A 20,506-nucleotide genomic window follows, 5' to 3' on the forward strand; every position below is an offset into this window, starting at 1 on the left:
GTACTATTGCTCGGGGACTTGTGGGGATCCAGATTGGTGGCACGACATTCAAGGACGCACAGGTGCCATATGACCATCACTCAAATTACACGCACATTTCTGGTTCTTCTGATGCTGGCGGCGCTTGCCCCTGCGGACGCCTACGCCAAACCAAACAGCTATCCAGGAGAGAACTCGAAGTTCAATTCCAAGAGTGCGGTTGGCAAATGGGAGGCCGAACGTGCCAAACGCATTGAAGAGCGTAAACAGCGCCGGGAAGAACGTCGTCTCAAGCGGTTGAACGAAAAGAACGACCGCTCGAACTAAGACTGCTTACTGGTTTTTACCCAGCATGTGGTCCATTGAGATCGAGGGCTGATCGCACCCGGCCTCGCCCACGATCTTAGCAGGAATACCCGCAACGGTTTTGCAGGGGGGGACCTCCTGCAGAACAACCGAACCGGCCGCTATGCGGCTGCAATGGCCGACTTCGATATTCCCAAGCACCTTGGCACCCGCACCAATCAGAACTCCGTTCCCGATCTTAGGGTGACGCTGTTCCTCTTCTTTGCCGGTTCCGCCCAGCGTCACTGAGTGCAACATCGAGACGTTGTCGCCTACGACGGCAGTTTCACCGATCACTATGGAATGCGCATGGTCGATCATGATCCCCTTACCGATTTTCGCTGCAGGGTGAATGTCGATGCCAAAAATCTCGGACGAGCGCATCTGGAAGAAGTAAGCCAGATCATAACGACCCTTACGCCACAGCCAATGCGCCACACGATAGGCCTGCATCGCCTGATAACCCTTGAAATAAAGAATCGGCTGCAGCAACCGGTGGCAGGCCGGATCACGTTCATATACCGCCATCAGGTCTGCGCGCGCGGCTTCGATCAGTGATGGGTCGTCGGCATAAGCCTCGTCCACGATTTCACGCAGAACCATCATCGACATCTCGTTCGAGCACAGCTTGGCGGAAACACGATATGACAACGCCCGCTCAAGACTTTTGTGATGAAGGACACATGCATGGACAAGCCCGCCCATCAGCGGTTCATTCTCGACGGCCGCCTGAGCTTCGGTCGTGATACGATCCCAAACGGGATCGACGGGGGTCACATGACTGCGCTTTTCCAACATGGCTTTTCATCCTTTGCTGCGCCTAAGATGCCATTTAGTGGTAAAAACGCCAAACGCAAACCCGTGATCCGCACGATAACGAAAATGAATGACTCGGAACTGGCACATTTTAGCGCTTTGATCCTCGCCCGTCTGGACGAGTTGGCAAACAGCACTGCATCGGGCAAAAGCGCGCAGGCTGTGGTTGAGTTGGATCAGCAAGCTGTTGGCCGCCTTAGCCGGATGGACGCGTTGCAAAACCAGGCTATGGCCAAAGCACATCAAGCCAGTCGCGATCTGGAACGGCGCAGACTGACCGCCGCCCTGAACCGGATTCGGGACGGCGAGTATGGTTTCTGCGAAGATTGCGGAGAAGAGGTTCCTGTAGGTCGGCTAAAACTGGATCTGGCAGCCACAAAATGCGTCAGCTGCGCGTCTGGCTAAGATGAAGCCGTATCAGACTGTTCAAAACCATCGCGAAAAACTGACAGTATTGTAGATCGTCAAAACTGGGTTCAACGTCCAAGGGACGGATACATGCTGCGGTTGCCGGCAATCCATTGCTGAATACCGGATGAAGATGACCGGTTCGACGCATTTACCGATCTGCCAACTCGGCCTCGGTAAGCATGCGCCGACACAGGCAAAACCGGTCAGGTGCCGGCGCACGCAAAAGCACGCGCGCCGCAACAATTACATTTCTGTGAAGAGCCGGACGTATGACTTAGCTTACGTCAAGGCTGACAGGTAGACCCGGACCATAGCTGGCCGAGACCTGCGCAACCTGCACGGTGTATCCTGCGCTTACACCGTCGGCTGATTTCATTGCGGCCGTGTATATCCAACTTGGATTGGCTGAGATCAGTTCGCGCACCAACGCGCCTTCGGCGCGCACTTGCACCAGATAGGATTCCGTTTCTTCGCCTAATGGCACGTCGATACCCGACCAATCATCACCGTCGATGCGCGTGCGACGTATCCACGACAGCTGATCGTCACCCGCAGATTTGGCAACCCGCAGGTGGGATGGCGCATAAGGACGTAGACCATTGCCGTTGAATGCCTCGACCCTGTGGACGAAAGACGGATCGTCATAACTGCGCGCCGCAGGGCCTATCCGGTAGTGCTTGGCCACGCGGCGCTCAGACCTCAGCAGGTTGGTTTGATACACCCGTTGGTCCAAAAGCACAAAAGTCGAGCCTTCAGGCCATACCTCCGGTATTTTGACATCTGTCCCCAGTTGTCCGCGAAGACGGCCTGACAGAGTGTATATACCGCGTTCTTGCAGAGTGGCGCGTTCAAACTGAAACAGTTCCCAGTTATCCGGTGATCCATCGCCGATTGCCGCAAGGTTTGCCCCGTTCAGCAACGCGTCGCGCGGTCGGGATTCCAGAACACCCGCAATCAGTTCGACAGTCAGGGGTGCCCCCTCATCCCACAGCCCGGCACCTGCCCAGCGCATCGGCGACTGCGTGAATCCGACAATAGCTTGCCCGCTGACCACCTCTTGCAAAGCATAGTCCTCATCAGTCGCAGAGGAGTAGACCGCTGCACTTCCCGGCCATGGATCAGCCGAGATCGCCAGATAAGGTGCGTGGGGCACCTCGGATCCTGTGATAAGCGGCAAGTCCAAGAAAACTGGAAATACGGGGACTGGAGCCACAAACGGGTTTTCCGAGACGTCGTCGTCTGGCAGATCGGAAGGCGTATAAACACCCGGTTCAACGCGAACAGCGTCTGCCATCTGCATTTCGGCCTGTTCGAGCCGGTCGATACGATACCGCGCGCCCTGCTCGCCGGACAGGGTGATGATATCACCCACCAGATGACTTTATGGTCACGGACTTCAACTGTCGCCATGTGTGACGCTGATTGATTTACGATCGCGATCTGACCGAAACACTGTAAATCAATCCACGTGTACCATAGCACAGAGCATTGATTGCATATACGGATGTCATCTCTCAGTCCCTACAAACTCCGCACCCTAGGCCGCCGACACAGCCCAGCAGGCCCCACAACCAACTCATGCAGCGCCCAGACCAGCGCATCCACCCGGTCTGGCGAACCTTGCCCCTCGAATCCGCGCGCCGTCATCTGGCACATCTGCTCCTCCAGCGCGTTCAGACCGGCCACGTGGCTCACTCGCCCCTGCTCGTAGAGTGCCGCGACAGGTTCAGCCCGCGCGACCTTGCCGCGGGATGCCCGCACCGCGCGGAACGGGACCAGAGGGTCCACCTGCCGCACGACCTCTTCGACCAGTTGCCCGCCCTGATTGACTTCGGCCACCAGCCGTTCGGCCCCGAACTCATCCATCGCGTCAATCGCTGCCTGCGCCCAGCCCGCTGGGCCAACGCCCTGCACCGTCCGGTCGGCCAGCACAAAGGCACGCCACTCCTCGGGCGACCCCTGTAGCTGCGCGCCGACCACCACGATCCCGCAAGCGTCAGCACTGGGCCCTGCCGTCACCGCTGGGTCCACAGCCACAACAATGCGGTCCAGTTCAGGCACAGTCTCCACCCGCGCCGCATCCAGCATCGAGCCGGTCCACAGCGCGCCTTCCGCATCCGATAACAGCACGCCATCCAATTCCTGCCGCCCCAGCCGCGTTCCCGCATAGCGCGAACGGACCTCGGCCAAAAACGAGTCCGCCAGATTGGCCCGGTTCGCCTCGGTTGGCGCGTGGGTCTGTACAGTGGACGGAGACGCCAGCAATTCCTTCAAAACCTTCACATTGCGGGGCGTGGTCGTCACGCAGACACGCGGACGCTCGCCCAGACGCAGGGCGAATTGCAACATATCCCACGTCTCGCCCGCCTTTTTCCATTTGGCCAGTTCATCCACCCAGGCCGCATCGAATTGCGGACCCCGCAGTCCTTCGGGATCATGCGCTGAAAAGGCCTGTGCCTCAGCCCCGTTGGGCCAGATCAGCTTGCGTTCCGATGCCTTCCAGGCCGGCCGACGATCCGGGGGCGAGCACTGCAAAATCCCGCTGTTGCCAAAGATCATCACATCGCGCACCTGATCGAAGGTTTCACCCACCAGTGCCACCCGGCTGGCCTCACCGCGATCCAGCGGCTTGGCCCCTTCGACCATCGACCGCACCCATTCTGACCCCGCCCGCGTCTTGCCAGCCCCGCGCCCGCCCGTAAACACCCAGGACCGCCAGTCACCCTCAGGCGGTAGTTGATGCGGCAGCGCCCAGAATTCAAACAGGAAAGGGAGGGCGCACAGCCCCCCCTCCCCGATCTCACTCAGAAATCTGTCCCTCACCGCAGCATCGGCGGAGGCGAGCCAGCCTGCACCCGATTTCAAATCGAGCGCGCTCAAGGTCGAGCGCGTATCCCCCTTGGGCAATTCCGGCTTGCCTGTGATGTTGTTCGACAAAGCTTGTCTCCACTTTCTGACAACTTCGGATCAGCCCCTCTAACTGACCCAGTTGTTTTGCCGTTCCTGCAAGATCTGCATCCTCCCCGGTTCCGATTTGCCTGCGCAGTTCTTCTGCTGCTTGGCGCAAACCGCGAATGGATGTTTCCAGCGACTGCAACAGTTCCGCCGTCTGGGACATCCGCTCTTCCGGGGTAATCAAAGTCATGTGTGCCTGTGACCTCATGCGTGAGTTTTCTCCGCACGACAGAAACGAAAAACGGCCTCCGGGGTCACCCCGGGGCCGTTGCCCATCTCTCCTAGCATGACACAACTTATAGGTGAAAAAGCGAGCAAAGTCAATATGTTGCGCAACACCCATGCAACGGGAACCGCACTGCCCGTTAAGACTGTTGGCGTTTAACCTGTCTATCCACCGGTAAACTCACTCAGCCCCGAGCGATTTCCAGCACAGCGGCACTCACAATCAGTACCGCCCCCGCGGCCTCGCGCAGCCCAAAGGGCTCGCCCGAAAACACAGCAGCCGAAATCAGGCCGACCACAACCTCGCTCATCAATAACAACCCCACCCGGGCCGGTGTCAGTAAAGTCGCGGGCCAGATCGTCAGAAAGATCATCGGCAGAGTGTACAGCACCGACAGCATCGCAATGGGCAGCACACCAACAACAATCGCGCTTTGCTGTTGCAGTCCGCCTGCGCTGAACACCAGGCTGATCAGCGACAGCAACAGAGCCCCGGCAATAAACGCAAAAACCTGCCCCGGAACTGAAATGCCCGAGGAGCGATACAAACCCAGCGTGCCCACCGCCCAAGCCATGCCGGACACCAGCGCCGCCCAATCTCCGACATTGCTGGGCCAAGGGATGCCGTGGCCGCTGCCAAGGACGATCGCCATGCCGCCAAGGCCACATATCAACCCCAAAACGCGGGCTCTGGTCAGACGCTCGCCAAGAAAAACCCGACCTAAGATCGTGCCCCAAACCGGCGTAAGGTAGAACAGCAGGATGGCACGAACGACATCCGTATAGACCAGACTGATCGTGAACAGACCAAAGGCCGCACCGGTGAACATGCCGCTGAACATTAAATCCTGCCAGCGTCGTGCCAGAGCGTGCCGGTCGCGCCACAAGAGCGGCAAAAGGCCAAACAGCGCTACCGAATACATCACAATCCCCGGCCAAGCCCCGTCCAGCCCCTGATCCACGAAGTAGCGGACAGGAATCCAGTACAGCCCCCACATCATACCGCCCAGAACAAGGGCGCCGCTGGCGAGTTTCAGGCTATCGCCCTGCTGTGCACTTCCTTTCATTCCCAACCCCAAACTTCGCCCCGTAGTGTTACGACGCGCTAAACCGCCACTCGGAAATCGATGGCTCAAACTGATTGAGAACGCCAGCAGAATTTAGAACTCCGACAGCCAGTCCATCAGACAAATACTTGACAATGCCCGCGCCAACCCTCATGTGCACGCCATCAGCGCCGCCGCGTGAGCATTCGGGCCTTAGCCCCACCGGCGCACCATATCTCTCCTGGTTCCCCTTCACGCAGGGTTCTTGATGCGACGGCCGGACGGTGCAGGATACGCCTGTGCGTCCCGAGGTCTCGCTAAACCCTGCCTGCCGTGCTTTTGCGCGGTCACACGCATCCGCGCTCAAAGCTGCGGATATCAAAGGATTATTACGTGTTCGACTTTGACATGCTGGGCCTTGCCCCGGCTTTGAACGACGCCCTGAAACGGGCGAACTTTACCCAACCTACCCCGATCCAAAACCAGGCCATCCCGATGGCGCTGAATGGACATGACATTCTTGGTCTGGCCCAGACCGGCACCGGTAAAACGCTGGCCTTTGGCCTGCCGCTGATTGATCACCTGCTTGCGCAACCGGCCAAACCTGCACCCAAGACGGTCAAGGCTCTGATCCTTGCTCCGACGCGCGAACTGGTGAACCAGATCGCGGACAGCCTGCGTGCCCTCACGCAAAAGACAAAACTACGCGTCGCCACCGTTGTCGGTGGCCAATCCATCGGTAAGCAGATTTCCTTCCTGTCGCGCGGCACCGATATTCTGGTCGCCACCCCCGGCCGTTTGATCGACCTGATGGAGCGCGGAGCCGTCGACCTTGGTTCAGTGCGCCATCTGGTGCTGGACGAGGCCGACCAGATGCTGGACATGGGCTTTATCCATGCGCTCCGAAAAATCGCACCCGCATTGGGCACGCCGCGCCAGACGATGCTGTTCTCGGCCACCATGCCAAAACAGATGGAAGAGCTGAGCCAATCTTACCTCACCAACCCGCAGCGCATTCAGGTCTCGCCCCCGGGTAAAGCAGCGGACAAGATCACTCAGTCCGTTCACTTCCTGTCGCGGGCGGACAAGCCCCGCAAGCTGCGTGAAATCCTCTCCGCCGATATGGGCGCTCTGACGTTGGTCTTCTCGCGCACCAAACACGGGGCCGAGCGGCTGATGAAAGACCTCGTCAAAGACGGGTTCAACGCGGCTTCAATCCACGGCAACAAAAGCCAAGGTCAGCGCGACCGGGCAATCAAAGCCTTCCGCGCTGGCGAGGTCAATGTGCTGGTCGCAACCGACGTTGCTGCGCGTGGCATCGACATTCCTGGCGTCGCTTACGTGATCAACTATGACCTTCCCGAAGTGCCTGACAATTATGTCCACCGCATTGGCCGCACGGCCCGCGCAGGGCGCGAGGGTGAGGGCATCGCTTTCTGCGCCCCGGATGAGCTGGACCAGCTGAAGCAAATCCAAAAGCTGATGAAAATCGACATTCCGGTCGCCAGCGGAACTATGCCTGAATTCGCCGAACCCAAGAAGCCACGCAAACAGGGCGGTTTCCGGGCGCGTAAGCCACAAGGGGCCAAGTCCGGGCCCAAACCCGCCGCCTCTAAACGGCGCCGCCCCCGCAGGCGTCCAGCAGCATAATAAAAAAGGGCCGCGTTTCGGACGCGGCCCTTTTTTAGTTGCCCGAGCTGTTCCTCTGGGCTTCAATCTCGCGCCACTTGGCGACGTTTCGGTTGTGCTCGTCCAGCGTTTCCGCAAAAGCGTGCCCCCCTGTTCCGTCCGCCACGAAGAACACATAGTCTGTCTCCTCCGGTGCTACGGCGGCCTCAAGACTGGCCAACCCAGGATTGGCAATTGGCGTCGGCGGCAAGCCGTCAATCACATAAGTATTCCAAGGGGTTGCCCGACGAAGTTCACTTCTGCGCAATCCGCGTCCCAACGTGCCTTGTCCCTTGGTAACGCCATAGATCACCGTCGGGTCGGTTTGCAGCTTCATGCCGCGCTCCAAACGGTTGACGAACACACTGGCCACCTGCCCACGCTCATGTGGAACACCGGTTTCTTTTTCGATGATCGAGGCAAGGATCAGCATCTCTTCGGGGTTCGAGATCGGTAGATCATCTTGACGGCTTTCCCAGATCGCGTTGATCCGAAGTTGCTGCTTGTCCTGCATCCCCTTCAGCACGGCCATCCGATCAGTTCCGCGCGCGATGTCGTAGCTGTCAGGCGCCAACATTCCTTCGGCCGGAATCTCAGTCACTTCGCCGGTCAAGGCCCCAATCTGTTTCAAACCTTCAACCACCTGCCACGAGGTCGCGCCCTCGGCAACTGAAACGCGATAGCGCGTGTCCGCATCCTCGCTTTTCTCAGTATAGGCGGCGGGCACGTCTTCATCGGTGACGTCAAAAGATGCAATTTCGTCAAAGGCCAGAGTGGCGGGATTCAGTTCACGCACACGGGTCTGGATACGGGTCACACCGATGCGATATTCGATCTCAGATCCGCAGGTACTGGCGCCTCTGCTGGTGATTTCGTCGATGATCTGTTCCATCGACGCGCCTTCGCGAACCAGAAAGCTGCCAGCCTTCAACTGCTGGGACCGGTCAGTGTAATCCGCCGCCATACGAAAGACCGTGGCACTGCTGATTGCACCCTGATCCTGCAGAAGCTGGCTGACCTCGCCCATATTCGATCCGCGTTCGACCCTCAAACAGATCGCCGTTTCCAACGGGCCTTCGCTTTTGTACCGCGACTGCCCCCACAGGATCAGACCACCCATCAAGAACAAGCCGACCACTAGAATGGTCAGCATGTTCGATGCCAGGGCCCGCCACATTTAGCTGACCTTTCCGAAGATCACGCTGGCATTGGTGCCGCCAAAGCCGAAAGAGTTTGAAAGCGCCACATCGATCTTGCGTTCGCGCTTGGCGTTAGGGGCCAGGTCGATAGGAGTTTCAACCGCCGGGTTATCCAAGTTGATCGTCGGAGGCGCAACCTGGTCACGGATTGCGAGGATCGAGAAGATCGCCTCAATCGCGCCTGCAGCACCTAACAAGTGGCCTGTTGCGGATTTTGTCGAGCTCATCGTTGCATTCGCCGCATGATCGCCCAGCAAACGCTCGACCGCGCCCAATTCAATGGTATCTGCCATGGTCGATGTGCCATGCGCGTTGATATAGTCCAGATCCTCGGGCTCAAGGCCCGCGCTGCGCAGCGCGGCCTGCATCGAGCGTTCAGCCCCATCGCCATCTTCGCTAGGCGCGGTGATGTGATAGGCGTCACCAGACATGCCATAGCCCAGAACCTCGGCATAAATCTTCGCACCACGCGCCTTGGCGTGCTCGTATTCCTCCAGGACCACGATCCCAGAGCCTTCACCCATGACAAAACCGTCACGATCAATGTCATACGGACGGCTGGCTTTCTTGGGGTCATCGGCAAATTTAGTGGAAAGCGCCTTGCACGAATTGAAGCCAGCGATGCCGATCTCGCAGATGCAGCCTTCGCCACCGCCAGCAACCATGACATCCGCATCACCTGCGCGGATGATGCGGCTTGCATCACCGATGGCATGCGCACCAGTCGAACAGGCCGTTACAACCGAATGGTTTGGCCCCTTAAACCCACGTCGGATCGACACTTGCCCAGAGGCCAGGTTGATCAGTGCACCCGGAATAAAGAATGGTGAGACGCGGCGCGGACCTTTGTCGCGGATCAGATTGGCTGTTTCCGCAATGGAACCAAGACCGCCAATCCCGGAGCCGATCAGGACTCCGGTGCGTAAGCGCGCTTCTTCATCTTCGGGCATCCAACCCGCATCTTCGCAGGCCATATCGGCCGCTGCGATGGAATACAGGATGAAATCCTCGATCTTGCGCTGCTCTTTCGGCGGCATCCAATCGTCGGGGTTAAACGTCCCATTGGTGCCGTCCCCGCGCGGGACTTCGCAGGCGTAGGTCGTTGTGACCCCACTGCCTTCGGCATCAAACTGAGTGATCGGACCAGCGCCGGATTCTCCATCCAGCAGCCGCGACCAGGTTTCCTCGACCCCGCTGGCCAACGGAGTGACCAATCCCAGACCGGTTACAACGACTCTGCGCATGAAGTGCCTCTTGCCTGCTTCGTGTTTAAGAAACGCTCATACCCCGGCCCGGGGTGTGGGGGCAAGAGCAAGGGTACATTCCGCCGGAAAGCTGTTCGCGCCATCTTGGTATCGGCACACTGGCAAACAGCATAAAAGGCGGAAAACCGCCCTTGCTATAGCTTGAAAGGGCGGCGTCCTTGGGTTGGTCTTCGATTATTGGAACTCTGCGACCGGTTCATGCGCAGCGGTGGCAACCTCCAACGCATCGGACAGTTCCAATGTCTTGCGGAATAGCGCGCGCCCAACCAGCGCACCCGAGATATTCGGGATGTAAGCCAGCCGTGAGATATCGTCGGCAGAACGCACCACGCCACTGGCAATAATCGGCGTGCGCGACTTTTCTGCTAACCCGGAAATCAGACCCAGCTGAGCTTCGACATCGCTCATATCGCTATCAATATCGGTCACCAGAATGGCCGCAAAAGGCGTGTTTGCAAATGCTTCGACAAATGCGTCCGGCGTAAAGGCGCTTTGGCTGCGCCACCCCTCTGTCATGACGTAGCCCTGCCAGACATCAACAGCCAGAACGATTTGATCCGGATACAGCTTGGCCAATTCCTTCACCAGATTGGGGTCCCAGGCAGCTAACGTCCCGATGACGATCCTGCCCGCTCCCTTGTCAATCCAGCGTTCGACCTGTTCGCGCGTGCGCATACCGCCAGCCAACTGCACCGGGATTTCGGCTGACCGGATGATCTCTTCGACCAGTTCCGAATTGGTATCACGCCCTTCGATGGCGTCGAAATCCGTCAGGTGCATCCATTCCGCCCCTGCGGCCGCCCAGCTACGGGCTGTTTCGGCAGGGTTCACATGCCAGATCATAGCTTCGTCCAGACGGCCCTTGTCCAGCGTGACACACCGGCCGTTCTGCAATTCCATAGTGGGGTAAATCCTCATGAGCCTGATCCTCCGCTCAATCCTTTGCACATGGGATCAGCATACACGCAGTACCGGTCCGCGAAATTACCAGTTTCGGCAAACTGCGGACTTTTTGCGGCATCGCAAACTGCACTGTCAGTGCCGCGTCGGAGGACCGTTTCGCCGCAACAGGCACACACGAGACCCCTGATAATCATCCTCGCGCATTTCGACATATCCCAACCGCGCCGCCAGTTTTTGCGAAGCCAAGTTGTCGGAATTTACCATTGCAACCAATGGACCGGGCATAATCCGGTCGAACCAGTCATGGGCGGCCTGCGCGGCCTCAAGGCCCATGCCCTGCCCTTGGGCTTCTGGGGCAAGCACCCAACCTGCTTCGGGAAAGTCGTCGAAATCCTCGCCCAGCGCGCGATTGCCGTAGAAAAACCCGGCCTGTCCGATCATCTGCCGATTCGATTGCTGAATTACAGCCCATTGGCCGAATCCGGCCATCTGCCAATGCCCCGCATTGCGCAAGAACGAATCCCAGGCTTCGCCGCGCGACCGTGGCTTGCCCCCGATATGCCGCACGACACACGGATTGCGCCAGATCTCGGCGAACCGGTTGAAATCCTCAGGCCGCATGGCGCAGAGCGTCAAGCGAGCCGTGTTTATCATCGGGGTGGATCGTATCATGCCCTGCCCGCTCTGAATTTTTTTGCCTCAGCGGAAAGGGTGCGGACGAAAACAGCCTCTGACAAGCCCGAATAACGTCCACGCAACAAAAAACGGCGCCTCCGTTGCCCGGAAGCGCCGCTTTTTAGGATTCTCTAAGGTCTTAGGACGCTTCAGAGATGAATTTGACGGCGTCGCCAAAGGTCTGGATGGTCTCGGCTGCGTCATCGGGGATCTCGATGCCGAACTCTTCTTCGAAGGCCATGACCAGCTCAACAGTGTCCAAGCTGTCTGCGCCCAGATCGTCGATGAAGGAAGCGTTTTCCGCTACTTTGTCTTCTTCAACACCCAGGTGCTCAACAACGATCTTCTTAACGCGATCTGCGACGTCGCTCATGTCTATTCCTCATTCCATTTCAGGGCATAGTGCCCGGTTCTGCCCTTGCCCGCTCAGGCTGGCCTTGATGTGCCCGTCTGGGCGGTTTGGGTTCCCGATTGCCGGGAAACTAGAAGGCCGACCCTACGGCCGACCCCCGAATTGATGCGCCGCCTATAGCACAGACAACGCCCAAGGCAAACGCTTTCGCGCCTGCCCCGACAGGTGGTCACAACATGGCCATACCGCCGTTTACATGCAAGGTGGTTCCGGTCACATATCCGGCCTCGGGGCTGGCAAGGTACAGAACTGCCGCGGCAATTTCCGACGCGTCCCCCATACGTCCGGCCGGAACCTGACCCAGGATGCCCGACTTCTGATCGTCGGTCAGCTTGTCGGTCATCGCCGTGGTGATAAAGCCCGGCGCCACCGCATTGGCCGTGATTCCGCGGCTTGCGACCTCGTATGCCAGCGACTTGGTCATCCCGACCATCCCCGCCTTGGACGCGGCATAGTTCGCCTGACCGGGGTTGCCCGTCGCGCCCACCACGGACGAGATGTTGATGATCCGGCCCCAACGCGCCTTCATCATGCCGCGCAGCACGCCTTTGCAGAGTTTCGCGGTCGAGGTCATGTTAACGTCGATTACGCTCTGCCATTCGTCATCCGACATGCGCATGAACAAGTTGTCACGCGTGATACCCGCGTTGTTGACCAGAATATCGACCGACCCCATCGCATCCGCCGCCTGCTTTGGCAGGGCGGCCACAGCCTCAGGGTCGCTCAGATTACAGGGCAGCACATGGGCACGATCGCCGAGTTCGGCGGCCAGCGCCTCCAGCGGTTCAACACGCGTGCCCGAAAGCGCCACCGTAGCGCCTGCGGCATGCAGAGAGCGCGCGATCTCACCACCGATCCCGCCCGAGGCACCGGTGATCAGTGCGTTCTTACCTGTCAAATCAAACATTCTCTTATCCTTTAGCTACGCGCCACGCGACGCGCGGTATCTTACGATTCGGCTTGGGTCACATTCTGCACGTCATCCGGCGTGCCGACAGCTTTACCCGCGATCGAACGGTCGATTTTGCGGATCATCCCGGACAGAGCTTTCCCCGCCCCGATCTCCCACGTCTCGGTCACGCCCTGCGCGGCCATATACTGCACGCTTTCACGCCAGCGAACCGAGCCGGTGACCTGCTCGATTAGCAACTGCCGGATCAGGTCAGGGTCGTTGACCGCTTCGGCGCGCACGTTAGCAATCAGCGGCACGGCAGGCGCTTTGATTTCAACCCCTGCCAAAGCTTCGGCCATCACGTCAGCAGCAGGCTGCATCAAGGCACAATGGAAGGGCGCGCTGACAGGCAGCATGACCGCGCGCTTGGCGCCCTTTTCCTTGGCAATCTCGGCCGCGCGTTCCACAGCAGCCTTCGCGCCCGAGACCACAACCTGTGTCGGGTCATTGTCGTTTGCGGCCTGACAGACTTCACCCTGCGCGGCCTCATCCGCCACGGCGCGCACAGCCTCAAGGTCCAGCCCAAGGATCGCCGCCATCGCACCTTCGCCCACTGGCACGGCGCTTTGCATCGCCTGACCGCGGGTGCGCAGAAGACGCGCAGTATCCGCAACCGTCAGCGCACCAGCAGCGGCCAGCGCGGAATATTCCCCCAACGAATGCCCGGCAACAAAGACTGCATCTGTGATCGAGACGCCCTCGGCCTCCAGCGCCCGCATCGCCGCCATGGACGTGGCCATCAGTGCCGGCTGTGCGTTTTGCGTCAGGGTCAGCTCGGCAATATCACCGTCCCAGATCAGGCTGCTCAACTTTTCGCCCAAGGCTTCGTCCACCTCGTCAAACACCGCCTGTGCGGCAGGGTAAGCCTCGGCCAGAGCTTTGCCCATTCCGATGGTCTGGGCACCTTGCCCCGGGAAAACAAATGCGCGTGTCATTGCAACCTCTTGGATGACGTTAGGTTGCGGCGGGGTGTAAACTGTGTAACCGCGCGGCACAAGCACTGCCTGATCTCTGCACAAAGGCACCGTAGCTGTGCGCCCTGCCCCCTTGAGTCCTGATCCCATGGCTTTAGTTTGAGCAAAGCCACCTAACCCCCGGAGCGCCAGATGCCCTCGACCAATACATTCTCAAGCTATGGCAGTGTCACCAAGGCCTTCCACTGGCTGACCGCATTGCTGATCTTTACCGCGTTCCCTCTGGGGTATTTTGCCAACGAACTGGCTCAGGCGATCTATGATCCGAACGTCCCAACGACAGAAGATGACATCTCACGTGCAGCGCGCCTGTTCTCGCTACACAAGACTGTCGGCGTGGCCGTCTTTTTCGTCGCCCTCGCACGCATCCTGTGGGCCCTGACGCAAACCAAACCCGGCCTTCTGAACGCCGACAACAAGCCCGAAGCTTTTGCCGCGGAAACCGTACACTGGCTACTGTACGGCTCATTGGTATTGGTGCCGCTGACCGGATGGATTCACCACGCGGCGGCCGAGGGATTTGCGCCGATCCTTTGGCCATTTGGGCAAAACCTGCCTTTGGTCCCCAAATCCGAGCATCTGGCCGAATTCACCGCCAGCCTACATTGGCTTTTCGTATGGACGCTTGGCGGTTCTCTGGTGCTGCACATTGCCGGGGCGGTGAAACACCATGTCATCGACAAGGACAGCACGTTGAGGCGTATGCTGCCCGGTTCTGCGCAGTCACCGGAACCTCCAGCTCAGCATCATTCGGCAACACCGGCGTTTGCCGCGCTGGTTGTCTGGGGTGCCGTGTTGATCGGCGGCTGGGGAATCGGCGCATTCAGCCATCACTCTCACGCCCATACCGACACCGCCGAACTGGCCGAGGTACAATCGGAGTGGCAGGTACAAGAAGGCACATTGGGTATCACCATTAGCCAATTAGGCAGTCCCGTAACTGGCAGTTTCGCCGACTGGACTGCTGCCATCGCGTTTGACGACCCAGCGGAACCCGGTTTGGCTGGATCGGCTAATGTAACGATCTCAATCCCTTCTCTAAGCCTCGGCACAGTCAGCGGACAGGCAATGGGGGCTGATTTCTTCGACAGCGCGCAATTCCCTACGGCGCAATTCACAGCCGATCTGTTCAAGACCGAAACCGGGTACGAGGCACGCGGGCCTCTGACCATTCGCGACAAATCTGTCGACGTGGTGTTGCCCTTCACTCTGAATCTGCAGGAAGATACCGCCACAGTGTCCGGCACGTTGGAGTTGAACCGAATGGATTTCGACGTCGGCACCTCGCAGCCTACCGAGGACTCACTGGGGTTCACGGTCATCGTTTTGGTAGACTTGATCGCGACACGCGGCGAGTAAAAGAAAACCGCCGGAGCCTGCGCTCCGGCGGTTTCGATTTCAACAGATAAAAGCGGTTTATTCTGCTTTTTGCGCCTCAACCGAAATCTGGATTTGAACTTCGTCGCTGACGAACGGGGCAAACTGGCCCAGATCAAAATCGCTGCGGATCAGCGTGGTTGTTGCGTCGAAACCGGCCCAAGGCTTGCCAGCCATCGGGTGCTCTCCGACTTGGTTCAGTTTGGCGTCCAGCACGACTGACTTGGTAACGCCGTTCATGGTCAGATCGCCGGTGATGTTGGCAGTGTTCTCACCGGTAACTTCGATCCCGGTTGACGTGAATGAGATCAGGTCGCCTTCGGTCACGCCAAAGAAATCTTCGGTCATAAAGTGATCTTCACGCGGTTTCCAACCGGTGAACATCTCAACGACTGGCATAGACACAGACACGCTGGACGCTGCCGGGTTTTCCTGATCGAACATGATCTCGCCTTCAAAACCCGAGAACATGCCATAGGTCGTCGAGAAACCAAGGTGATTGTAGTTGAAGATGACCTGGCTGTGGCTTGGGTCCAGAACGTATTTCTCGGCGCTGGCAAACGCCGAAGTCGCCGACACGGCCAGTGCAGCAGCAAGAAGGGTGGATTTCATGACAAACTCCGCATTGTTGTGGATGCAAACCTGTTGGGTTGCTCGATAACAAAAATGTGCCGCCCAAGGGCGGCACACAAGCTTTATTCTCTCACAACTTCTGTTCCTATATGAACAGAATAAAAATCAGGCGAAGATTGTTACACTTCCACTCAGTTGGCCCTTCAGCGCTCGGCTGACATCCGCCGATTGCAACGGCAGCTTCATCAACAAGCTGCCGTCCACGTCGAACAGCTCGACCTGATCATCGCTGAACTTGGCACCACCCAGCGTATCATAGCTGCGGCGCAGAACAGTCTGGGGCCGACCGTTTTCGTTCTTTTGCAAAACGCGCACCTCACGGCGGATCGGATCGAAATACGCATCAGGACGGGCATCCATCACCTGAATGGTCAGAAGACTGACACCGACAACAAGAAAGGCAAGCGACGCGGCCAGTTTGATCGGCCAGACTTCGGTGGCCATGGCAGAGCCCGGAGCGAGCCACATTGAAAATGCCATCACAATCAGGAACGCACCAACCATGCGCGCCAGGATCATGCGGACTTTCCAGTTCGGCGCGAACGCGATCAGAACTGGAACGGATTTCTCAAAACTCGCGTTTGACGCGGTCTGTTCGAGTGTATTCGTATTAATCGCGGTCATTTCTCTCACCCTGTTTCTCAGGTTGCCGACTTGGGTCCGGTGTGTCCGGTTATTGTCCCGGTATGAGAGTTAAGATCGAATTGAAAAGCGTCAGGAATTGGGCGTCGCAGTGAAAATAGCACGACTTCACCAAGGCATATGTGACGGGACTTGCCCCGTCGCAATAAACGTGTATACGGGGCCATCCTTCGCTAATCGTATGAATCGCGCAGCCTCTCGTGGCAGGGTCGCGAAGGACCAGATGGCCCCGCCTATGAAATGCGCCTTGATATAAACAGGAGTGCACATGCCACTGTATGAGCATGTAATGATCGCGCGTCAGGATCTGTCCAACGCGCAGGCAGAAAGCCTCGTCGAACACTTCGGCACCGTTCTGGCTGACAACGGCGGCAACGTCGTCGAAAGCGAGTACTGGGGTGTCAAGACGATGGCCTACAAGATCAACAAAAACCGCAAAGGCCACTATGCCTTCCTGAAAACCGACTCGCCTGCTGGCGCGGTTCAGGAAATGGAGCGCCTGATGCGCCTGCACGAAGACGTCATGCGCGTTCTGACCATCAAGGTCGACGAACATGCCGAGGGCCCCTCGGTCCAGATGCAGAAGCGCGACGAGCGCGAAGGCCGCCGCGAGCGCCGTTGATCAACGCCTGACGAAAGGACATTAAACCATGGCCGCAAAACCATTTTTCCGCCGCCGCAAGGTCTGCCCGTTCTCGGGCGATAACGCGCCGAAGATCGACTATAAAGACACCCGTCTGCTGCAGCGCTACATCTCTGAGCGTGGCAAGATCGTACCTTCGCGCATCACCGCCGTTTCGGCGAAAAAGCAGCGTGAACTGGCCCGTGCTATCAAGCGCGCCCGCTTCCTCGCCCTGCTGCCCTACGCCGTGAAGTAAGGAGAGACTGACATGCAAGTTATCCTGCTGGAACGCGTTGCGAAATTGGGTCAGATGGGCGACGTCGTTGACGTCAAGCCCGGCTACGCCCGCAACTTCCTGCTGCCCCAAGGCAAAGCCCTGAGCGCGTCCGAGTCGAACATCGCCTCGTTCGAAGCCCGCAAGGCGCAGCTTGAAGCGCACAACCTGGAAACCAAGAAAGAAGCTGAAGCACTGGCTGAAAAGCTGGACGGTCAGCAGTTCATCGTGATTCGCTCGGCATCGGATGCTGGCGCTCTGTACGGCTCGGTCACTCCGCGTGACGCCGCAGAGGCCGCGACCGAAGCTGGCTTCACCGTCGACAAGAAACAGATCGCCCTGATCGCACCGATCAAGGAACTGGGTCTGCACTCGCTCGCAGTCAAACTGCACCCCGAGGTCGAAGTCGAGATTCAGATGAACGTCGCCCGTTCGGAAGAAGAAGCCGAACTGCAAGCTTCGGGCAAGTCGATCCAGGAACTGGCTGCCGAAGAAGAAGCAGCCGCTGAATTCGAAATCGCCGAGCTGTTCGACGATATCGGTTCGGCCGCGTCGGACGACGATGACCTGGTTGCTGACGAAGCACCAGCTGCGGAAGAAGACGAAGCAAAAGCCTGATCTTCTTCACTGGATTTGAGAAAGGCCGCGTCATCATGCGCGGCCTTTTTTCATTCAAGGTCCCAACGGCATATTTCAGCCGGAATCTTCCGCTACCCTTGCGGACGAAACCAAGTTTCCTAGTATCGCGACAAACGCCGGAGATCTCGATGACCAAAATCATGCGCCGTAATCTGATTGCTCTGTTGCTCGCCGCGCCTCTTGCTGCATGCGGAAGCCCGGACACCCCGACACGTGCCGCATTTGATCCTCCGCTTTATCCCAATGAGACGCCCGAGTTGCGGGCCTCGATCAACAAATGGGCCGATCACTACGAGCTCCCGCGAGAGTTGGTTCACAAGCTCGCCATCCGAGAAAGCACACACCGGCCGTGGGCGGTGAACCGTCCCTATTACGGCCTGTTGCAGATCCTTCCGGCGACAGCCCGGTCCATGGGTTACAGTGGTGACCCACAGGGCCTGTTGGACGCCGATACCAATCTGGAATTTGCGGGCAAATACCTACGCGGAGCGTGGTTGTTGTCCGACGGCGATCAGCAGCGCGCGATTTTCCTGTATGCCAAGGGCTATTGGCCTGAGGCCAAGGCCCGCGGATTGCTGGTCGAGACTGGGTTGAAACCCGAGTGAGACAACTTGTCCTGCAGTCGGCAACAATCCGCAAAATACCGCTGCAAAAACAGGCCAATCCCTACGTATCTATTGCCATTTCACTGCATTAACACCATGCAAAGCGAACTATTTGCTTGCGTCACATCATCAAGGTGACGCAACGTATGCTTTAATTTGGACAGATACGACTATGCTCTGGGGAGAGGATAGTCATCACGAAGGTTAGACACTTGAAACTCATCGACCTAGCCAGGATCGAACAGGAAGAAAGGTCTGCGGCGGACATTATCAATGCCGTTTGCAACGAACTTGGCTTTGATTACGCATCCTATGCAACTTTCAACCCCGTCAAAGGGGATGTTCAGGGCTATGCAAATTACCCCGACGAATGGAAGATCCACTACGGAAGCCAAGGGTTTCATCACTTCGATCCAACTTTGTACCAATCCATGCTTAGCATCGCACCGGTGGACTGGAGTCGTTTTAGCCAAGATGAAAAGTTTCACACGGTTTTCAAAGATGCCCACGACTTTGGAATTACCCCGCGGGGGCTGACCGTTCCGGTCCGGGGTCCCTATGGCGAATGTGGCTTGCTGAACGTGACCCGCAACTGCTCGGATGAGGAATGGGAAAGACTGAAGCGACACGTTATGGGAGACCTGCAGTTGGCGGCAGTCCAGGCGCATGACACCGTTATGCAGTCCGGGCTTTTGGCAAAAGCCCTGTATCTGCCAACCCTGTCCACGCGTGAGAAAGAGATTTTGCAATGGGTAGCGGAAGGGAAGTCGCAACAGGACATCGGCGATATTCTTTCGATCTCGCACCGCACAGTTGAAGTTCACGTTAGGTCCGGCCGCGAGAAACTCGGGGCTTTGACCACGCCACAGGCGATTGGTCGCGCCATAGGACTTGGAATAATCGCCCCTGGTTAACCAAAAAACCGCTTCTCTACGGGAAACCCCCAATAGTCTCAGATCATAACTTGGTTAATCTTCCATTCACGGTAACCAATCTCTAGGGGGATGGAAATGATCATCGTGATTGATGGTATAAACCAACATAAATTCAAAGACGTCTTGGACGAAATGTATCAACTGCGCGCGCGCGTTTTCGGCGACCGCTTGGGATGGGATGTGAACATCCGCGACGGTCGGGAGGTCGACAAATTTGATACGCTTAATCCTGCACACGTGGTCAGCCTAAACGACGAGGGGGACGTCGTAGGCTGCATGCGGTTGCTGCAGACCACGGGGCCACATATGCTGGCAGAAGTGTTTAACTCGATCCTGGACGGCGAACCGCCTCTGCGCAGCGCGCAAGTGTGGGAAGCAACCCGTTTTTGCGTCGACACAAAGAAACTGGGGCGTGGCAGGGGCGAAAATTCGGTCTCGTACGTAACCAGCGAGGTCATGATAGGGTCGTTCGAATACGCAAAGATGGCAGGAGTGCTGGATTCGATCGCTGTGATTGATCCTATCATGAACCGGGTTCTGCAACGGTCTGGTAACGCTCCGTATGACTATTTAGGCTCTGCCAAACCAATGGGCAAAGTTGTTGCCATGGCCGCACTTATGGATTGCTCGGACGAAAGGATTTCCGGAATTCGGAAATATGCAGGAATCGCGCACGATGTGTTTCTAAGCGACCAACAAGCACGCACCTTGTTCGACAAGACCAAAGCAGCACCCAAGGCTGCAAACTACGACCGTAAGCCACTCAATCAGCTCGAAAAGTACTTTGTGGAACAAATGGGTGCAGCCACCTCGAAAGACGAAGTTGACGCTGTTCTCAGGCTGATTGAAGAACTTTCGGATAAGTTTACGCCAGAGCAGAAGTTCGCTCTGCTGAGTACCCCCCGCGCTTTCGCTCATGAGGCCTGACCCCCTCACCTCATAGCGTAAGCCACT

General features: G+C 57.9%; 23 protein-coding genes and 1 pseudogene. 10 read left to right on the forward strand and 14 right to left on the reverse strand.

The genetic code is table 11. The features are described 5' to 3' along the window. The first annotated feature begins 69 nt into the window (after positions 1–69). Positions 70–306, forward strand: a complete 237-nt coding sequence (locus tag ABWV79_RS02585) for a hypothetical protein (RefSeq protein WP_353390305.1) — start codon at positions 70–72, stop codon at positions 304–306. 6 nt (positions 307–312) lie between these two features. On the opposite strand, the gene cysE is transcribed toward ABWV79_RS02585, so the two are convergent. Beyond that, on the reverse strand, positions 313–1,122 hold the full coding sequence (gene cysE, locus ABWV79_RS02590) for a serine O-acetyltransferase (RefSeq protein WP_170354513.1): 810 nt from the start codon (positions 1,120–1,122) through the stop codon (positions 313–315). Positions 1,123–1,206: 84 nt separating this feature from the next. Here cysE and ABWV79_RS02595 point away from each other — a divergent pair, with 84 nt between their 5' ends. Next, the gene (locus ABWV79_RS02595; protein WP_353390306.1) at positions 1,207–1,545 is read left to right on the forward strand and encodes a TraR/DksA family transcriptional regulator; all 339 of its coding nucleotides are present in this window, start codon (positions 1,207–1,209) and stop codon (positions 1,543–1,545) included. On the opposite strand, the pseudogene ABWV79_RS22285 reads toward ABWV79_RS02595, so the two are convergent. The 4 genes and pseudogenes from ABWV79_RS22285 to ABWV79_RS02610 all read right to left on the reverse strand — a co-directional run bounded on the left by ABWV79_RS22285 (position 1,526) and on the right by ABWV79_RS02610 (position 5,798). After that, positions 1,526–1,822 (reverse strand): annotated as a pseudogene (locus ABWV79_RS22285) (DUF7742 family protein). The gene ABWV79_RS02595 and the pseudogene ABWV79_RS22285 sit on opposite strands and share 20 nt — an antisense overlap. A 3-nt stretch (positions 1,823–1,825) precedes the next feature. Then, positions 1,826–2,923 carry a GTA baseplate fiber-binding domain-containing protein gene (locus ABWV79_RS02600; protein ID WP_353390308.1) on the reverse strand — a complete coding sequence of 366 codons (1,098 nt, stop codon included), beginning with the start codon at positions 2,921–2,923 and terminating at the stop codon, positions 1,826–1,828. A gap of 149 nt (positions 2,924–3,072) precedes the next feature. Then, positions 3,073–4,374, reverse strand: coding sequence for a DNA-packaging protein (locus ABWV79_RS02605; protein WP_502949847.1), 1,302 nt, complete (start codon positions 4,372–4,374; stop codon positions 3,073–3,075). Positions 4,375–4,916: 542 nt separating this feature from the next. Continuing rightward, positions 4,917–5,798 carry a DMT family transporter gene (locus ABWV79_RS02610; RefSeq protein ID WP_353390310.1) on the reverse strand — a complete coding sequence of 294 codons (882 nt, stop codon included), beginning with the start codon at positions 5,796–5,798 and terminating at the stop codon, positions 4,917–4,919. A 372-nt stretch (positions 5,799–6,170) separates the two neighbouring features. On the opposite strand from ABWV79_RS02610, the gene ABWV79_RS02615 reads away from it, so the two are divergent. Further along, positions 6,171–7,427 carry a DEAD/DEAH box helicase gene (locus tag ABWV79_RS02615; RefSeq protein ID WP_353390311.1) on the forward strand — a complete coding sequence of 419 codons (1,257 nt, stop codon included), beginning with the start codon at positions 6,171–6,173 and terminating at the stop codon, positions 7,425–7,427. A 34-nt stretch (positions 7,428–7,461) separates the two neighbouring features. Here ABWV79_RS02615 and mltG read toward each other — a convergent pair whose 3' ends face one another. From mltG to fabD, 7 genes are all read right to left on the reverse strand, one after another. Beyond that, on the reverse strand, positions 7,462–8,622 hold the full coding sequence (gene mltG / locus ABWV79_RS02620) for an endolytic transglycosylase MltG (protein ID WP_353390312.1): 1,161 nt from the start codon (positions 8,620–8,622) through the stop codon (positions 7,462–7,464). Continuing rightward, positions 8,623–9,888, reverse strand: a complete 1,266-nt coding sequence (gene fabF, locus ABWV79_RS02625; protein WP_353390313.1) for a beta-ketoacyl-ACP synthase II — start codon at positions 9,886–9,888, stop codon at positions 8,623–8,625. A gap of 195 nt (positions 9,889–10,083) precedes the next feature. Then, positions 10,084–10,827 carry a 1-(5-phosphoribosyl)-5-[(5-phosphoribosylamino)methylideneamino]imidazole-4-carboxamide isomerase gene (locus ABWV79_RS02630; RefSeq protein WP_353390314.1) on the reverse strand — a complete coding sequence of 248 codons (744 nt, stop codon included), beginning with the start codon at positions 10,825–10,827 and terminating at the stop codon, positions 10,084–10,086. Between the two features lie 117 nt (positions 10,828–10,944). Continuing rightward, positions 10,945–11,484 carry a GNAT family N-acetyltransferase gene (locus ABWV79_RS02635; RefSeq protein ID WP_170752566.1) on the reverse strand — a complete coding sequence of 180 codons (540 nt, stop codon included), beginning with the start codon at positions 11,482–11,484 and terminating at the stop codon, positions 10,945–10,947. A 142-nt stretch (positions 11,485–11,626) separates the two neighbouring features. Further along, entirely contained in the window at positions 11,627–11,860 is a 234-nt protein-coding gene (locus ABWV79_RS02640; RefSeq protein WP_008756330.1) for an acyl carrier protein, read from the reverse strand. Positions 11,861–12,068: 208 nt separating this feature from the next. Continuing rightward, on the reverse strand, positions 12,069–12,806 hold the full coding sequence (fabG, locus tag ABWV79_RS02645) for a 3-oxoacyl-[acyl-carrier-protein] reductase (RefSeq protein ID WP_170354521.1): 738 nt from the start codon (positions 12,804–12,806) through the stop codon (positions 12,069–12,071). Positions 12,807–12,847: 41 nt separating this feature from the next. After that, a complete protein-coding gene (gene fabD / locus ABWV79_RS02650) occupies positions 12,848–13,786 on the reverse strand; it encodes an ACP S-malonyltransferase (RefSeq protein WP_353390315.1) in 939 nt (312 codons plus the stop codon). Between the two features lie 171 nt (positions 13,787–13,957). On the opposite strand from fabD, the gene ABWV79_RS02655 reads away from it, so the two are divergent. Beyond that, positions 13,958–15,184 carry a cytochrome b/b6 domain-containing protein gene (locus tag ABWV79_RS02655; protein ID WP_353390317.1) on the forward strand — a complete coding sequence of 409 codons (1,227 nt, stop codon included), beginning with the start codon at positions 13,958–13,960 and terminating at the stop codon, positions 15,182–15,184. Positions 15,185–15,241: 57 nt separating this feature from the next. On the opposite strand, the gene ABWV79_RS02660 is transcribed toward ABWV79_RS02655, so the two are convergent. After that, positions 15,242–15,814, reverse strand: a complete 573-nt coding sequence (locus ABWV79_RS02660; protein WP_170354524.1) for a YceI family protein — start codon at positions 15,812–15,814, stop codon at positions 15,242–15,244. Positions 15,815–15,940: 126 nt separating this feature from the next. Continuing rightward, entirely contained in the window at positions 15,941–16,459 is a 519-nt protein-coding gene (locus ABWV79_RS02665) for a hypothetical protein (protein WP_170724420.1), read from the reverse strand. A gap of 286 nt (positions 16,460–16,745) precedes the next feature. Here ABWV79_RS02665 and rpsF point away from each other — a divergent pair, with 286 nt between their 5' ends. From rpsF to ABWV79_RS02695, 6 genes are all read left to right on the forward strand, one after another. Beyond that, entirely contained in the window at positions 16,746–17,099 is a 354-nt protein-coding gene (gene rpsF / locus ABWV79_RS02670) for a 30S ribosomal protein S6 (protein WP_170354526.1), read from the forward strand. 28 nt (positions 17,100–17,127) lie between these two features. Further along, positions 17,128–17,355 (forward strand): 30S ribosomal protein S18, encoded by a 228-nt coding sequence (gene rpsR / locus ABWV79_RS02675; RefSeq protein WP_005982441.1) that lies wholly within the window; start codon positions 17,128–17,130, stop codon positions 17,353–17,355. A 12-nt stretch (positions 17,356–17,367) separates the two neighbouring features. Continuing rightward, on the forward strand, positions 17,368–17,991 hold the full coding sequence (gene rplI, locus ABWV79_RS02680; RefSeq protein ID WP_170354527.1) for a 50S ribosomal protein L9: 624 nt from the start codon (positions 17,368–17,370) through the stop codon (positions 17,989–17,991). A gap of 149 nt (positions 17,992–18,140) precedes the next feature. Next, positions 18,141–18,617 (forward strand): transglycosylase SLT domain-containing protein, encoded by a 477-nt coding sequence (locus tag ABWV79_RS02685; protein WP_170354528.1) that lies wholly within the window; start codon positions 18,141–18,143, stop codon positions 18,615–18,617. 212 nt (positions 18,618–18,829) lie between these two features. Beyond that, on the forward strand, positions 18,830–19,531 hold the full coding sequence (locus tag ABWV79_RS02690) for a helix-turn-helix transcriptional regulator (RefSeq protein WP_170354529.1): 702 nt from the start codon (positions 18,830–18,832) through the stop codon (positions 19,529–19,531). A gap of 96 nt (positions 19,532–19,627) precedes the next feature. Then, complete coding sequence (locus ABWV79_RS02695; RefSeq protein WP_353390318.1) at positions 19,628–20,479, forward strand: acyl-homoserine-lactone synthase; 852 nt, start codon at positions 19,628–19,630, stop codon at positions 20,477–20,479. The last annotated feature ends 27 nt before the right edge of the window (positions 20,480–20,506 follow it).

It is taken from the genome of Ruegeria sp. HU-ET01832, assembly GCF_040371315.1.
Taxonomy (GTDB): Bacteria; Pseudomonadota; Alphaproteobacteria; order Rhodobacterales; family Rhodobacteraceae; genus Ruegeria; species Ruegeria lacuscaerulensis_A.

What these genes read in the sequence shown, in the direction of transcription:
- rpsF (WP_170354526.1), top strand. Translation starts at nt 16,746, where the DNA reads ATGCCACTGTATGAGCATGTAATGATCGCGCGTCAGGATCTGTCCAAC.
- ABWV79_RS02630 (WP_353390314.1), bottom strand. Translation starts at nt 10,827, where the DNA reads ATGAGGATTTACCCCACTATGGAATTGCAGAACGGCCGGTGTGTCACG.
- rplI (WP_170354527.1), top strand. Translation starts at nt 17,368, where the DNA reads ATGCAAGTTATCCTGCTGGAACGCGTTGCGAAATTGGGTCAGATGGGC.
- ABWV79_RS02585 (WP_353390305.1), top strand. Translation starts at nt 70, where the DNA reads ATGACCATCACTCAAATTACACGCACATTTCTGGTTCTTCTGATGCTG.
- ABWV79_RS02595 (WP_353390306.1), top strand. Translation starts at nt 1,207, where the DNA reads ATGAATGACTCGGAACTGGCACATTTTAGCGCTTTGATCCTCGCCCGT.
- cysE (WP_170354513.1), bottom strand. Translation starts at nt 1,122, where the DNA reads ATGTTGGAAAAGCGCAGTCATGTGACCCCCGTCGATCCCGTTTGGGAT.
- fabF (WP_353390313.1), bottom strand. Translation starts at nt 9,888, where the DNA reads ATGCGCAGAGTCGTTGTAACCGGTCTGGGATTGGTCACTCCGTTGGCC.
- mltG (WP_353390312.1), bottom strand. Translation starts at nt 8,622, where the DNA reads ATGTGGCGGGCCCTGGCATCGAACATGCTGACCATTCTAGTGGTCGGC.
- ABWV79_RS02665 (WP_170724420.1), bottom strand. Translation starts at nt 16,459, where the DNA reads ATGACCGCGATTAATACGAATACACTCGAACAGACCGCGTCAAACGCG.
- ABWV79_RS02655 (WP_353390317.1), top strand. Translation starts at nt 13,958, where the DNA reads ATGCCCTCGACCAATACATTCTCAAGCTATGGCAGTGTCACCAAGGCC.
- ABWV79_RS02685 (WP_170354528.1), top strand. Translation starts at nt 18,141, where the DNA reads ATGACCAAAATCATGCGCCGTAATCTGATTGCTCTGTTGCTCGCCGCG.
- rpsR (WP_005982441.1), top strand. Translation starts at nt 17,128, where the DNA reads ATGGCCGCAAAACCATTTTTCCGCCGCCGCAAGGTCTGCCCGTTCTCG.
- ABWV79_RS02610 (WP_353390310.1), bottom strand. Translation starts at nt 5,798, where the DNA reads ATGAAAGGAAGTGCACAGCAGGGCGATAGCCTGAAACTCGCCAGCGGC.
- ABWV79_RS02635 (WP_170752566.1), bottom strand. Translation starts at nt 11,484, where the DNA reads ATGATACGATCCACCCCGATGATAAACACGGCTCGCTTGACGCTCTGC.
- fabG (WP_170354521.1), bottom strand. Translation starts at nt 12,806, where the DNA reads ATGTTTGATTTGACAGGTAAGAACGCACTGATCACCGGTGCCTCGGGC.
- ABWV79_RS02695 (WP_353390318.1), top strand. Translation starts at nt 19,628, where the DNA reads ATGATCATCGTGATTGATGGTATAAACCAACATAAATTCAAAGACGTC.
- fabD (WP_353390315.1), bottom strand. Translation starts at nt 13,786, where the DNA reads ATGACACGCGCATTTGTTTTCCCGGGGCAAGGTGCCCAGACCATCGGA.
- ABWV79_RS02660 (WP_170354524.1), bottom strand. Translation starts at nt 15,814, where the DNA reads ATGAAATCCACCCTTCTTGCTGCTGCACTGGCCGTGTCGGCGACTTCG.
- ABWV79_RS02640 (WP_008756330.1), bottom strand. Translation starts at nt 11,860, where the DNA reads ATGAGCGACGTCGCAGATCGCGTTAAGAAGATCGTTGTTGAGCACCTG.